Origin of the sequence: Porphyromonas gingivalis ATCC 33277, assembly GCF_000010505.1 — a bacterium.
Lineage (GTDB): Bacteria > Bacteroidota > Bacteroidia > Bacteroidales > Porphyromonadaceae > Porphyromonas > Porphyromonas gingivalis.
The window spans coordinates 1209872-1224266 of record NC_010729.1 but is presented as its reverse complement, the minus strand read 5'-3'; the positions used below and the strand labels follow the sequence as shown (position 1 = coordinate 1224266).

At 48.9% G+C, this 14395-nt stretch carries 14 protein-coding genes; 9 read left to right on the top strand and 5 right to left on the bottom strand.

Translation table 11 applies throughout. The annotated features are described in order from the left end of the window. Positions 1 to 348: 348 nt before the first annotated feature. From PGN_RS05255 to PGN_RS05235, 5 genes are all read left to right on the top strand, one after another. The gene (locus tag PGN_RS05255) at positions 349 to 1164 is read left to right on the top strand and encodes a DUF3298 and DUF4163 domain-containing protein (protein ID WP_230846986.1); all 816 of its coding nucleotides are present in this window, start codon (positions 349 to 351) and stop codon (positions 1162 to 1164) included. 25 nt (positions 1165 to 1189) lie between these two features. After that, positions 1190 to 1864 carry a 16S rRNA (guanine(527)-N(7))-methyltransferase RsmG gene (gene rsmG, locus PGN_RS05250; protein ID WP_012458024.1) on the top strand — a complete coding sequence of 225 codons (675 nt, stop codon included), beginning with the start codon at positions 1190 to 1192 and terminating at the stop codon, positions 1862 to 1864. Then, positions 1861 to 2505: an MBL fold metallo-hydrolase gene (locus PGN_RS05245; protein WP_012458023.1), complete on the top strand. Its 645-nt coding sequence runs from the start codon at positions 1861 to 1863 to the stop codon at positions 2503 to 2505. Before rsmG ends, PGN_RS05245 begins: the two co-directional genes overlap by 4 nt. 3 nt (positions 2506 to 2508) lie before the next feature. Continuing rightward, on the top strand, positions 2509 to 5376 hold the full coding sequence (gcvP, locus tag PGN_RS05240) for an aminomethyl-transferring glycine dehydrogenase (RefSeq protein WP_012458022.1): 2868 nt from the start codon (positions 2509 to 2511) through the stop codon (positions 5374 to 5376). Positions 5377 to 5581: 205 nt separating this feature from the next. Further along, positions 5582 to 6913 (top strand): DUF3078 domain-containing protein, encoded by a 1332-nt coding sequence (locus PGN_RS05235; protein ID WP_012458021.1) that lies wholly within the window; start codon positions 5582 to 5584, stop codon positions 6911 to 6913. Positions 6914 to 6929: 16 nt separating this feature from the next. Here PGN_RS05235 and PGN_RS05230 read toward each other — a convergent pair whose 3' ends face one another. Then, complete coding sequence (locus tag PGN_RS05230; RefSeq protein ID WP_012458020.1) at positions 6930 to 8345, bottom strand: ATP-dependent DNA helicase; 1416 nt, start codon at positions 8343 to 8345, stop codon at positions 6930 to 6932. A gap of 131 nt (positions 8346 to 8476) precedes the next feature. On the opposite strand from PGN_RS05230, the gene PGN_RS05225 reads away from it, so the two are divergent. The 3 genes from PGN_RS05225 to PGN_RS05215 are packed head-to-tail and all read left to right on the top strand — an operon-like array spanning position 8477 to position 10518. Beyond that, a complete protein-coding gene (locus PGN_RS05225) occupies positions 8477 to 9109 on the top strand; it encodes a hypothetical protein (RefSeq protein ID WP_004585558.1) in 633 nt (210 codons plus the stop codon). Positions 9110 to 9126: 17 nt separating this feature from the next. After that, on the top strand, positions 9127 to 9942 hold the full coding sequence (locus PGN_RS05220; protein ID WP_012458019.1) for a DUF3822 family protein: 816 nt from the start codon (positions 9127 to 9129) through the stop codon (positions 9940 to 9942). A gap of 36 nt (positions 9943 to 9978) precedes the next feature. Further along, positions 9979 to 10518 carry an RsmD family RNA methyltransferase gene (locus PGN_RS05215; RefSeq protein ID WP_012458018.1) on the top strand — a complete coding sequence of 180 codons (540 nt, stop codon included), beginning with the start codon at positions 9979 to 9981 and terminating at the stop codon, positions 10516 to 10518. 851 nt (positions 10519 to 11369) lie between these two features. Here the strand turns inward: PGN_RS05215 and rpsA are convergent. Beyond that, positions 11370 to 13169, bottom strand: a complete 1800-nt coding sequence (gene rpsA / locus PGN_RS05210; protein ID WP_004585564.1) for a 30S ribosomal protein S1 — start codon at positions 13167 to 13169, stop codon at positions 11370 to 11372. Between the two features lie 323 nt (positions 13170 to 13492). Then, positions 13493 to 13585, bottom strand: coding sequence for a DUF1661 domain-containing protein (locus tag PGN_RS12380; protein ID WP_394797973.1), 93 nt, complete (start codon positions 13583 to 13585; stop codon positions 13493 to 13495). On the opposite strand from PGN_RS12380, the gene PGN_RS12375 reads away from it, so the two are divergent. Next, positions 13561 to 13665, top strand: coding sequence for a DUF1661 domain-containing protein (locus tag PGN_RS12375; protein WP_143733998.1), 105 nt, complete (start codon positions 13561 to 13563; stop codon positions 13663 to 13665). The genes PGN_RS12380 and PGN_RS12375 overlap by 25 nt on opposite strands. An 81-nt stretch (positions 13666 to 13746) precedes the next feature. Here PGN_RS12375 and PGN_RS05205 read toward each other — a convergent pair whose 3' ends face one another. Together PGN_RS05205 and PGN_RS05200 are read right to left on the bottom strand one after the other, a co-directional pair. Further along, positions 13747 to 14202: a PH domain-containing protein gene (locus PGN_RS05205; RefSeq protein WP_012458017.1), complete on the bottom strand. Its 456-nt coding sequence runs from the start codon at positions 14200 to 14202 to the stop codon at positions 13747 to 13749. Positions 14203 to 14209: 7 nt separating this feature from the next. After that, positions 14210 to 14395, bottom strand: coding sequence for a FeoB-associated Cys-rich membrane protein (locus PGN_RS05200; protein ID WP_004585566.1), 186 nt, complete (start codon positions 14393 to 14395; stop codon positions 14210 to 14212).

The following is a 14395-nucleotide window of genomic DNA, read 5'->3' as shown; positions in this document are numbered from 1 at the left end:
TCGTCGTGCCAAAGATAATAGTTCATCCGCCACATGAACAGATTTGACCGTTTGAAGAGATCAACCTCATCAAAATTCGAGTAACATCTTAAGGTGCTCAATATTGAAAACAGCCTTAAAGAAGCATTTCTTCACAGAGGCCCTCTTTTGCATGGCAATATGTTAAGGTTCTGAGCAGAGTTGTTTTTACGTACTACATTCAAATCAAAATGCAAGCAATTTTCGATACTCTAATAACTTCGAACAGGCTGGTAGAATGTGCACCGGCGCATAAAAAAAGGCTTATCCGAATGAATTGCGTAAATTTGTGGCAGTAAAATGAATCTATCGGAATTACAATCTTTCACTATGATGAAATCCATGCGCAGCGTGCTGTTGCTACTCTTTCCATTGTCTTTGATCACTGCTTTGGGCTGTAGCAATAACAAAGCTGCCGAATCGAAGTCTGTCTCTTTCGATTCGGCCTACCTCGAACGCTACATCCCTCTGCGGGCAGACATAGATACGCCATCGCTGCATGTGATGATCAGCTACGTCTATCCTTCGGGAGATGATATGCTCACAGAGATTTTCAACGGTTTGCTCTTCGGCGACAGCCTGATGGATTCCTCTTCGCCGGAGAATGCCATGGAAGGCTATGCACAGATGCTGGGAGAAGACTATCGCTCTAACAATGCCGAAGCCAATCTGCAAGGGCTTCCTTCTGACCTTTTGGACTATATCTACAAGCAGGAAAATACTATCGCTTATTGCGATACGGGATTGATCTCAATACGCATCAATACATATACTTACGAAGGCGGTGCACATCCGGAGAATACAGTCCGGTTTGCCAATATCCTTCGCACCACCGGCAAGGTGCTTGAAGAGCGAGATATATTCAAGATTGACTATGCGGAAAGGCTGTCTGCACTCATCATAGGACAATTGGTGCACGATTTCGGCAAGACCACACCTGCCGAATTGGATGCAATAGGTTTCTTCAATGCAGAAGAAATACAGCCCAATGGCAATTTTATGATCGATGACAAAGGTCTCACATACTGTTTCAATGAGTATCAGATAGCTGCTTATGCCAGAGGTGCTGTCTATGTCCGTCTCGGATATGACGTATTGGCTCCTTTGCTAAGGGATGATTCCCCACTAAAGCGTTACTTGCCGTAGCCCCCTCCTTTTTGCTTCGACCGATATGACCAATATGCAGGAGATACCCGAAAAGCCGCTGTCCCAACCAGCAGGTACTGAGATCATCGAGAAATATTTCCCCCACTTGTCCGAACGGCAACGCGAACAGTTCGAGCAAATGGGAGGGTTGTACACGCATTGGAATGCCCTCATCAATGTCATTTCCCGAAAGGATATAGACAATTTGTATCTGCACCATGTGTTGCATTCTTTGGGGATAGCTCGCATGCTGAACTTCAAACCCGGCACAAGTGTATTGGATCTGGGTACGGGTGGAGGTTTCCCCGGTATTCCACTGGCGATTTTGTTTCCTCAAGTCTCTTTCCTGCTGGTGGACAGCATCGGCAAAAAGGTGAAAGTAGCTTCGGCCGTAGCTGAAGCATTGGGGCTTGACAATGTGCGCACTATGCACTGTCGGGCAGAAAGCATAGGTGAGAAATTCGACTTCGTAGTCAGCCGTGCAGTAATGAAGCTGAGCGAACTGGCCAAGATCTGCAGGAAGCTCATCCGGCGTGAAGATCAGCAAAATGCACTCCCGAACGGGCTTATCTGTCTCAAGGGTGGCGAGCTTCAGCACGAGATACTGCCATTCCGGAACAAGGCAATGACAGAGGAGCTATGGCCGACCTTCGAAGAAGAGTATTTCAAAACAAAAAAAGTGGTCTACTTACCTCTATGACAACGACAGAAGTAAAGATGTTCACCTTCAATTCGGTGGCAGAAAATACATATATCCTTTACGACTCCACGGGCGAAGCTGCACTTATCGACTGCGGCTGTATGGATGGGAGCGAAGAGCAGCAGCTACTCCGCTTCGTTCAGGAACAGCAACTGACAGTAAAGCTCCTGCTCAATACACATTTGCACTTCGACCATGCTTGGGGCAATGGCTTTGCAGCCAAAACCTTCGGTCTGCCTGTGCTCACGCATCGGGCTGAAGTGGAAGACATGCCTTCTCCGTCGAAGCAACTGGCTGCCTTCGGCATGTTCGGTACGATGGACGAACCGCCCATACAATACATTGCTCCGGGCGACGTTCTTCAATTGGGAGAGAGTATCATCAAGGTGCTTTTCGTCCCGGGGCACTCGCCCGGTCATCTGGCATTCTATTGCCCGCAGGCTCAAGCGGTATTTACCGGCGATGCGCTCTTTGCCGGCGATGTGGGCCGGACCGACTTATGGGGCGGCAGCTACGAACTCCTGAAAAAGAGCATTCGTACGGAACTTCTCCCCCTTCCCGACGATACGGTAGTCTACCCCGGACACGGGCCTACTTCTACGATAGCTTACGAACGAACTAATAACCCTTTTCTTGATTGAATAATGAATACGAACAAATTCGAAAACCGCCATATTGGTATTGCCGAGCGCGACCTCTCCGTCATGCTCCGGACCATAGGCGTAGAGTCAATGGATCAGCTGATCCACGAAACGATCCCCGGCGACATTCTGTTGCCCGAGCCTCTCGATTTGCCCGAAGCCATGACCGAGCGCGAACTGCTCGAACATTTCATGGAACTGGGATCCAAGAACAAGATCTTCACCTCCTACATCGGACAAGGCTGGTATGATACGGTTACGCCGGCTCCCATCCAGCGCAACGTATTGGAGAATCCTGCGTGGTACACCTCCTATACGCCTTACCAGGCGGAAGTATCACAGGGGCGTTTGGAGGCTCTCTTCAATTTCCAGACGGTGATCACCGAGCTGACGGGGCTGCCCTTGACGAACTGCTCGCTCCTCGACGAAGCCACTGCCGGTGCCGAAGCTGCACGTATGTTCTTCGATACCCGTTCGCGCACACAAATCAAGGCTGGTGCCAACGTTCTCTTCGTGGACAAGAAGGTATTCCGCTCTACGATCGAAGTGATCCGCACCCGTATCATACCTCAGGGTATGCAGATCGTCGTGGATGACTACAAGACATTCAACTTCACACCCGAAGTATTTGCTGCCATCGTACAGTTCCCCGATGCAGAAGGATCCGTCAATGATTATAAATCATTCATCGAAGCGGCTCATGCTGCCAATGCCAAAGTAGCCGTAGCAACCGACCTCTTGAGTATGACCATCCTGACTCCTCCGGGAGAATGGGGTGCCGATATCGTATTCGGATCAGCACAGCGTTTCGGTATTCCCATGTATTACGGCGGCCCGTCAGCAGGATATTTGGCCACGAGTATGGACTACAAGCGCAACATCCCCGGCCGTATTATCGGTATGTCCAAAGATGCTTACGGACGTCCGGCTTATCGTCTGGCATTGCAAACGCGCGAACAGCACATCAAACGAGAGAAAGCCACATCGAATATCTGTACCGCACAAGCTTTGTTGGCTACGATGAGCAGCTTCTATGCCGTGTATCACGGTGCCGATGGCTTGCGCCACATAGCCGGCAGGGTACATGCTTATGCAGGATTTATCAGCGAGAAGCTCTCCGGACTCGGTTATAAGCTGACAAATAAAGACTTCTTCGACACGATTCGTGTGGAGCTGCCGGCCGGTGTCACAGCAGACAAAGTACGCGAACTGGCTGAAGAATGCAGCGTAAACTTCTTCTACCCTGCCGATGGCAATATACTGATCAGTTTGGACGAAACTACACTGCCGTCCGACCTCGGTGTTCTGCTCTATATCTTCTCATCCGTTTTGGGCAAAGAGGAGACAATCACGGAGGACATCGCCATCGACAAGCGGTATTTCGATGGTGCCTTTGCCCGTACCTCGAATTTCCTGGACTACGACGTATTCAACAACTACCACACCGAGACGGAGCTGATGCGCTACATCAAACGTCTCGAACGCAAGGACATTTCATTGGCACACTCCATGATTCCGCTGGGTTCTTGTACGATGAAGCTGAATGCCGCATCCGAGTTGTTCAACCTTTCGATGCCGCAGTTCAATGCCATTCACCCGTATGCTCCGAAAGACCAGACGGAAGGCTACAACGAGATGCTCGAAAGCCTCGAACGTTACTTGGCCGTTATCACCGGTTTCGATGCCACTTCGCTCCAACCTAACTCCGGTGCAGCAGGCGAATACACCGGATTGCTCACTATTCGCGGCTATCTGAACAGCATCGGACAGGGACACCGCCATCTGGTTATCCTGCCGGCTTCTGCCCACGGTACCAATCCGGCCAGTGCCATCCAGTGCGGATACGATACGGTGACGGTAGCTTGCGACGAGCGAGGCAACGTAGATATGGAGGACTTCATGGCCAAGACCGAACAGCACAAGGACGAAATCGCTGCCATGATGATTACCTACCCGAGTACGCACGGTATCTTCGAGACGAACATTATCGATCTTTGCCATCGCATCCACGAGTGTGGAGGTCAGGTGTATATGGACGGTGCCAACATGAATGCTCAGGTAGGACTGACCAGTCCGGGCTTCATCGGAGCAGACGTGTGCCATTTGAATCTGCACAAGACCTTTGCCATCCCCCACGGAGGTGGAGGTCCGGGTGTAGGTCCTATCTGTGTGGCCAAGCACTTGACTCCATTCCTGCCATCGCACCCGCTGCGTGAGGACTACAACGGCTTGGAAGTATCCGCTGCTCCATACGGAAGTGCAGGGGTAACGACTATCACCTATGCATACATTCGTCTGATGGGATACGAAGGTCTGCGCAGAGCTACGAAAATTGCCATCCTGAACTCCAACTACATGGCTAACCGTCTGAAAGATACTTTCGGTATCGTCTATACGGGAGCCACGGGTCGCGTAGGTCATGAGTTGATCCTCGAATGTCGCAAGATCAAAGAAAGCGGTATCGACGAGAACGACATAGCCAAGCGTCTGATGGACTTCGGCTACCATGCTCCGACGCTCTCTTTCCCCGTACATGGCACTCTGATGATAGAGCCGACAGAGAGTGAGAGTCTGGCCGAGCTGGATCGTTTCATCGATGTGATGAACTGTATCTGGGAAGAGATACAGGAAGTGGCTCGTGGCGAACAGGATGCTATCGACAACGTATTGAAGAATGCTCCGCATCCTCAGTACGAAGTGACGGCTAACGACTGGTCGCATCCATACTCTCGCGAAAAGGCAGCCTATCCGCTGGAATACCTGCGTGAGAATAAGTTCTGGCTCAATGTAGCCCGTATCGACAACGGCTATGGCGACCGCAATTTGGTTCCGAGCCTCTGCAGTGCATGTGAGGTTTTCAACAATCAATAGAAAACTTCGCCGATACAGATAATAAACGAAAGCGAACCCCGAGAGTCAAATAAAAACTCTCGGGGTTTACTTTTTCAAAAAACAGGATACAAAGCGTAAAAATATGATCTTATCCTGTTGTAGAAAATTCCCCCAAAAAGGAAAATAAAGAATAGTATAACTTTGCCCGCATAAAATGGTTATATAAAAACTGTTTTTGACTACAATGAAGATAAGATATCTCCTCTCCATATTCCTGTTCTGTTGCTTTATGGGAGCTACCGGTGCGATGGCCACGAAGCCTGTGCTTCCACTGTCCCAACTGCAAAATCCTCCGTTAGCCGACACAGACAGCCTCCCGACATCTCCGATAGTCTCCGGCCGCCTGCTGATGAACTATCTGCAACTACCGCTCGTAGCCGAAAATTCTTCCGGTCCGTTAGCAGCAGGACTGTGGCAAATCACCATGCCTGAGATACCCTCGCGTTTGCAACAAGTCCGCCGGACAGAACCTCTTCCCGTACCGGATCTGAGCGACATGATTGCAGAAGTGGAATTGACACGCAGAGTCCTGACCGAACTGCAGTATCGCCGATTGGATCTTTTCACATATAGCCGTACGGAATTGGAACCTTTCGCACCGGATTATTCCTATATAAAACCACAAAACATTCAGCTCATCGATGGGGGAGCCTTATCCGACAGAATAATCAGGCCGGAAAAAATCCGCGGAATCGAACTCAAACCCCGCTACTGGTTTTTCAGCATGGAGACTATGCTGCAGTTCTCTCAGAACTACATTTCCGAAAACTGGTACAAAGGAGGATCGAGCAACCTGAATATCATGTTCGGCAATCTGATCGTCCGCCAATATCGCAATAAGAAGATTCGCTGGAAAAATGAGTTGGAAAACAAACTAAGTGTCTTCAATGCAGCCAAAGACACGGTCAATCGCTATCGAGTGGCCGAGGATTTGCTCCGCCTGCGTTCCAACTTCGGCTATAAGGCTTTCAAGCAGTGGTACTATTCTTTCGATGCGGAAATGCGTACACAGCTATTTACCAATCGAGCTGAAAACAGCCTAAAAAAGCAATCTTCATTCCTTGCTCCGATGATCTTCAATTCCGGTATCGGTATGAAGTACGAACTGGATACAAAAAGTAAAAAAGTCTATGGCAAGTCCGCCAAACTGGGACTGTTCCTATCTCCCCTCTCGTACATCCTCAAATGGTCGATCAGAGACGATATAGACTTGGCTCGCCACGGCTTTCCCGAAGGAAAGACCATCGTACACGAATTGGGTTCGGCCATAAAAGCCGAACTCGTATGGAACTTCGATAGTCGTCTGAGTTGGCAGTCGCGCCTGTATGCCAATACCACATACGATAATACGGTGGCAGAATTTGAAAATGCCCTCAACCTGTCGCTCTCCAAACTGCTGAGTACCCGTATATATCTATACCTGCGCTATGACGACAGCGTATCGCTGCCGGACGGTAAAGGAACGTATTGGCAGGTGAACGAATTGGTGAGTATAGGTCTCTACTTCCATTTGTAAGGAGCTTTTTCCCCTCTTATGGGAGCATATCCTTCGGAGTATTGACCAGAAAGAGTCGCTCCGAAGCTCGGGTAACTGCCGTATACAGCCAACGACAGAGTTGCTCGTCATGAGGCAGATAACTGAGCATACCCATATCTACATAGACATGTTTCCACTGTCCTCCCTGCGCTTTGTGGCAGGTGATGGCATAGGCATACTTTACTTCCAAGGCCGAAAAGAAAGCATCCTCTTTGATCGCTTTGCGTCTGGCCGGGATACTTGCCATAGAATTATAGTCCTCAGCAACTGCATCATACAGTTTTTGTCTTTGTGCATGAGTCAAGCCGGCTGTTTCGGCTGTCAGTCCATCGAGGAGCAATCTTGCTTCTATCTCGCGCCCTTGCTCCACAAGGCTGATGGTAGCATCGGCAAATCTAAATCCGTACAGCTCGTATCGTTTGCCCAACCGCAAAATCTCCACGATCTCTCCATTGGCAACGAAGTCTGTCTTGTCTCGCCTGTCACAATAACGATAGTTATTCCGCGTCACCACCAATCGATCGCCCCGAACCAACTCTTCTTCGTAGTACAATACCTGACTGCGGATGCCCAGATTATAGGCCAAAGCACGTTTATTGGAATAGCTGACAATAATGGTCTCGTCCATGCCTACAGTCCGAAACGAAGCATCCAGTGCTTCTATCAGTTCAGTGCCGGAAATAGCCGACACATCTCCCGAATCCCTTATGTTCAACTTGATTTTTTCCGAAATACCATTGGAAAGTAAACGGCGTAGGCTCGTGGCCAGAGAGAGAATGGCGGATTCTTTCTGCTGACGTACCACCTCGGTCAGTGTACATTCATGTATACGCAATCCGTAGGAAGTTTCCATTACTCCGGCATCCAATGCCGGACTCACCACACTGCTGACCGGCGGAAGCTGTGCCATATCTCCGGCCAGAATCAGACGGCAACCATCCGTTTCGTTCACGTACGCCAGTAAATCGTTCAGCAGACTGCCCGAGCCAAAGGGCGTAGGCTCGACGCTTTCATTCCCGATCATGGAGGATTCGTCCACGATGAACACTGTACTCCGTCCGCTACTGCGGCGGATCCTGTAAGCACCTCCTTCTTCTATTCCGGCGGCCGTGGCCTGATAGATCTGACGATGAATGGTATAAGCCTGATGTCGTGTATAGGTCGTCAGTACCTTGGCTGCACGTCCGGTCGGTGCCAGCAGTTCACAATCTGCTCCCTGCTCGAGAATAGTCTGCACCACAGAAGCGATAAGCTGTGTCTTACCCGTACCGGCATATCCGCGAAGCAAAAAAACCGAATAAGGTTCCCTGTCGAACAGATACTTTGCCAAAGATCGAATAGCCGAATCTTGGCTTTGTGTCGGGGTAAACGGCAAATTTTTCAATATTTGCTCGGCCAAATAATTGTCCATCTTTATACAAATCGTATATTTGCGGGGACTAAGTTACTTCCTTTGAACGATATCCTCGGATTCGGTGGGGCAATACGAATTAGGAAGCGTCTTTAGAAGAGATTTTAATACAAAAACAAAGTAAGATAACGATGAAGACTTTAATCAAGATTTTGGTGGCTGTAGCAGTCGTGGTGTTGGCATATCTCACCGTGATGAGCATATATACCCCCGTTAGTTTCGACAAGATTCAGGCCAGTCGTGAAACAGCTATCCAAAAGAAGCTGAAAAATATAGCTGACTATCAAGCTGCATTCGAAAGCATGTATGGTCGCTATGCCACAGCAGATGAATTGGTAAGCTTCCTCGCTAACGGCCGTGTCTACTACGTGAATGCCGAAGGCGAATACACCGACGACATGCGCGACAAAGGAATGACCGAAGCACAGGCAGCTCGTGCAGGCTTGCTCAAACGCGATACGGTGTGGGTAGCAGCCAAGGACTCTCTGCTCAAAGGTATTGACCCCAATACGGTCTTGGACATTCCCGGTTTTGCCGGCAAAAAGATTTTGGTTGAGGTAGGCTCCATCCAACAGGAGATAGGTCGGGACACTATAGATGTATCCGTATTTCAGGCATCGGTACCTTTCGTCGACTACCTCAGCGATCAGGATCAGATTCGTCTGAAGATGAAAATAAACGATGCAGAAGCCCGTACCAATGGATATGCTGGCCTTCGCATCGGATCGCTGAAAGAAGTGAAGAATACCGGTAACTGGGAATAATCTCGGAAGCATAGTGCGTGGAAATCCCTGCTTCCGATATTCCGGCTACCCTCTCTGCTCACACTGCAGAAAGCTACGATATGTCCATCCGATTCCTATCGGATGGACTTGTTTTTAGCCTCTCCGATACAGAGGGCAAGGCATGCAGCACATGCACCTACCCGTTCGATTCGGGAGCGGAAGACTATTGCGCCGCCGTAAAAGAACTTTTTTTCCATTACCAGCATCTCACTTTCCCATATCGTCGCGTACATGTCAGCTATCGTCCGGATTCGTACGTTCTTATTCCTCGCGCTTTGTACGAAGAGGGTAGAGCCGACTATTGGCTGAGGACTGCCGTCCACCTGCCGGACGAAGGCAAGGGCGTAGCCGTCATGGAGTACAACCTGCCTCATCAGGATAAGATGCTGATTTTGGCTTGGGACAAGCCTCTCTATGAATTTCTAAGAAGGACACAGATCGGAACAGAGTTCACCCCCGGCTTTATCCCCTTTTTCAAAGAAACGGAGCGACAGAGCAGGCAACATACGGCCAAAAGAGTTGCCCTCAATCTCCGGCATGACAAACTCGACCTCTTCGTATTCGAAGGAGGTAGTCTGCTCTTTGCCAATACATACAGCCTCACGGACAACCAAGGCGTTCGCTCCATCGAGGAGGAAGTCCTTTTCTATCTGGTCACCGTCTGGAAGAGCTTACGGTTGGATATAGAGCATGACCGTATCGTTATCTGTATCCAACAAAATGTCCGCGACCACTCTGTCGGAAAGGAAGATCTCAGGCAAATATTGGAGCCGTTCTTCCGCCATATCGAACTGTGCAAAGAGCCGGTGTAACGCCATACTCGAACTCTCTCCTCCACTTCTTTCCCTATGCGTGTAATCAGAGGTAAATACGGACACAGGCGTTTCGATGTACCCAAAAGCTTCAACGCCCGTCCCACAACGGATTTTGCCAAAGAGAACCTCTTCAACATCCTATCCAACCGTTTCGATTTCGAAGGACTTTCGGCTATCGACCTATTCTCCGGCACGGGGAGTATAGCATTGGAATTAGTATCTCGGGGTTGTTCATCCGTCACTTCCATAGAAAAACGCCGTGAGCATGCAGCCTTTATTCGCAACCTCATTAAGCATCTGAACGAAGAAAACTGCTGGAGAGTCTTCGAGACGGATGTATTTTTATTTCTGGAACGCAACAAAGCATGCCACCGCTATGACTTAGTCTTTGCCGATCCACCCTACGCCTTGACAGAGCTGGAGCAGCTACCGACCAAAGTATTAGAAAGTAACATACTGGCTGAAGACGGGCTTTTCATTCTCGAGCACCCTAAGGATTTCAGCTTTACAGAACATCCCCGATTCGAGGAACATAGAGCCTACGGTTCTGTCAATTTCACCTTCTTTCGGTAAATCTTAAACCCCACCGACAAATATTTTTCATGAATTGGAGCTAAGGGTACGTTGTAATCCTTTTGGCCACATCTAACGTACTCGTCCCTTGATCCTATTGCGTTACTTTTTTATGTTTGACGTCTCATTGGACGTCGGAGCTTCTCGAAGCTGAAATCTCTCAACCGAGAAATGAAATACGCTGACAAACAGCATATTGCATATTTTTCTTCAGATCGAATCCGCATTGTTTTATAGCCGTTCGGAACATACTCCGAAGGGGGGCGAGCTACGCCCTACAGCGACTCGGGCTGCGCCGTAGAGCGTACCGAGCTGCGCTCTACAGCTCTTCGAGCTACGCTGTAGGGCTCGCTGCGCCGGGCTCTACGGCTCAGCTCGGCCACCTACCTCTACGGCTCCCGGAGCGGAACTCTACGGCTCGGCTCGCTACGCTGTAGAGCGTACCTCGAAGAGCTCTACAGCGTAGCTCGAAGAGCCGTACGGGATAGCCCGTTATCCTCTACGGTGTACCGCCATCTGCCTTGTGGTATAGCCCATCTCCCTGTGCGGACTGCAACATTCGGTCAAAAGCAATCCGAATTTCAATGTTGGTCCGATCCAAGCAGAAGCAGGATTGCCCCCTATACAATTGCCTGAACGGAACAACCTATAACATCCAAAATATTAGTGCGTTAACCGCTAATCAGGGAATGAATACATTGGCGTTTTCTTACGCCGAACTGACGTTAATATTATCTCAGGACTAAGTGGGCCAAGTGAATATAAGAGAGGCTGTGCCGAAAACACTTCGGCACAGCCTCTCTTATAAAGTGGATCATACGCCCAAAAGCGCGTATGATCCGTAGTAGTTTTTAGTTTTCTGAAAGCTTTTCTTTCAAAGCGGCCAATTCGCCGAGGTCTCCGAGAGTGGCTTTCTCTACAGCCTGTGCAGGATTGGCAGCTTCGGCAGCTGCTTCTTTCTGAGCCGCTTTGGCTTCAGCCTTACGCTCTGCATTGGCTTCACGCTGAGCCATTTTCTGCTCATCTTCGAATACACGGCTATGAGATACAATGATTCGCTTGGCATCCTTATTGAACTCAATAACCTTGAAAGGTAACTTCTCTTCGAGTACAGCCTGTGAGCCATCTTCCTTCACCATGTGCTTCGGAGTGGCAAAACCTTCCACACCGTAAGGCAGAGAAACGACAGCACCCTTGTCCATCACTTCGATTACCGTTCCTTCGTGGATAGATCCTACAGTGAATACCGTCTCGAATACATCCCAAGGATTCTCTTCCAACTGTTTGTGACCCAAGCTGAGACGACGGTTTTCCTTGTCGATCTCGATTACCTGAACTTCGATATCAGCACCTACTTCCGTAAACTCGCTGGGGTGTTTGATCTTCTTCGTCCAAGAAAGGTCGGAAATATGGATAAGGCCATCTACGCCCTCTTCGATCTCAACGAATACACCGAAATTGGTGAAGTTGCGAACACGAGCATGGTGACGAGAGCCTACAGGGAAACGAGTTTCGATATCAGCCCAGGGATCCGGCTTGAGTTGCTTCAGACCGAGCGACATCTTGCGTTCTTCGCGGTCGAGCGTCAGGATTACGGCTTCCACTTCGTCGCCTACATGCAGGAAGTCCTGAGCAGAACGCAAGTGCTGTGTCCATGACATTTCGCTCACATGGATAAGACCCTCAACGCCCTGTGCAATCTCAACGAATGCACCGTAATCTGCCATCACCACAACTTTACCCTTCACCTTATCGCCTACCTTAAGCTCGCTGTCGAGAGCATCCCAAGGATGAGGCATCAGCTGTTTGAGTCCGAGAGCGATACGCTTGCGATCTTCATCAAAGTCGAGGATAACGACATTGATCTTCTGATCCAGCTGTACGATTTCTTCCGGATGAGCCACACGACCCCAAGAAAGGTCAGTGATATGGATAAGACCATCCACTCCACCGAGGTCGATAAATACTCCGTAAGAAGTAATATTCTTGACGATACCTTCGAGTACCTGTCCTTTTTCGAGCTTGCCGATGATTTCTTTCTTCTGTTGTTCGAGCTCTGCTTCGATAAGCACCTTGTGAGAAACAACTACATTCTTGTATTCTTGATTGATTTTCACAATCTTGAACTCCATCGTCTTCTCAACGAATGCATCGTAGTCGCGAATGGGGCGCACGTCGATCTGTGATCCCGGGAGGAACGCCTCGATACCGAATACATCGACGATCATACCACCCTTGGTACGACACTTCACATAGCCCTTTACGATTTCGTCTTTTTCGAGAGCCTCGTTTACGCGCTCCCAAGAGCGAGCGGCACGAGCCTTGCGGTGAGACAAGACGAGCTGGCCCTTCTTATCTTCCTGATTCTCGATATATACTTCCACTTCGTCTCCCACTTTGAGTTCGGGATTGTAGCGGAATTCTGTTGCAGGTACCACACCTTCCGATTTGTACCCTACATTGATAACCACTTCACGCTTGTTGATAGCAGTTACCCTACCCATTACCACTTCCTTTTCCTTGATGGTATTGAGCGTTTTGTCATAAGCAGCTTCCTGCTCCTGACGACTCACGGCAGCATGGACGCCACCGGCCTCAAACTCTTCCCAGTTGAAATCCTCTCTGGGCTGAATGTTCTTTAAGTTTTCCATTTGTTTTTTAATCGTCTTGTTGCTAATAGATTGGACATTATATGGTCATATCTCTCAAAAGCACGGCAAAGTTACAATAACTTTTCGTTACTCTCTTCATTGTGATCAACCTGCAGATTCCACCCACCGGTGCAACATTAAGCAAGCGACCTCAGGATTGACTCCCAAGAGTCAACCGAAATCAGGAAACGACACTATTTGAAATTACAATGTTGCAATATCGATCTTGGCGTAAAACTGATCGGAAACGGTCCGATGTTTCTTCACAATTACTGCTTTTTTTTGACCTCCTCAAGCCTCATTTTTTCAGTACACGTCAGTCGTCAGTATAAAAAAGTGACGCGTGTTTTTCCTGAAAAGTCGCGCGAGAATTTTCCCGTTTTGGCGCGAGATGTTTTTCGTTCTGGCGCGGGAATTATTTATTTCTCGCGCCAAAACAAAAAAGTTTACGCGCCACGTTTTCAGGGGTGATAAGCCACAAATTTTGGGCGCGTAAACTAAAAGCGAATTATGATGAGATAAGGGTACCCTTGTGGCGGACTCACGTTGATGATGACGATTCGGCCGGCTATATGGGTTATACCTGTCGCAGGTTGATCACCGTTTTCTTGCCGTTGCGATCCGTGAGCAGCGATAAGTCTTTCAAGCGCGTTACATACATACGGTACTTCCCCAGTTTCTTATTCCGGAAATAACCGGCATAGCCGAATAGACCTCCATTGCCGAATGTGCGAAGCGAGCTTTTGAGATCGTCCTTGCCGATGGGCACTATTTCCATTTCCTTCCTGTCGAAGACCAGTTGCCCCCATATTTGCTTGACGATTATTTGTTCCTCTGTCACCTCTGTATAGCGTGGAATGATAGCTATGCTCCATCCTACAGCAGGAAGAATGATAACCCACAAGGCAGCTACCAAAACCCACATGCCGTTGTACCAAGCCGGTATTGGAGCAAAGACTATCAATAAAATAATGAGGATAGAGAAGATTCGCTGCCGGATACTGAGGGGATAGTATTGCCGTCCTGTTTTCATGAGAGTTTTATTTGAGGGATGATGGATTGTTCTTCTTCTCTGTCGCCTTGGAAGATAAGGCACAATCGGATTTGGATGAACAACCGGAGCATGCACCACCCGAATCTTTTCGCTTCCAGAGACGAACCAAACGATAAATAATCAGGCCGAGGACGACAATACCCGTTATGGCTGTGAGGATATTCTGTATCAT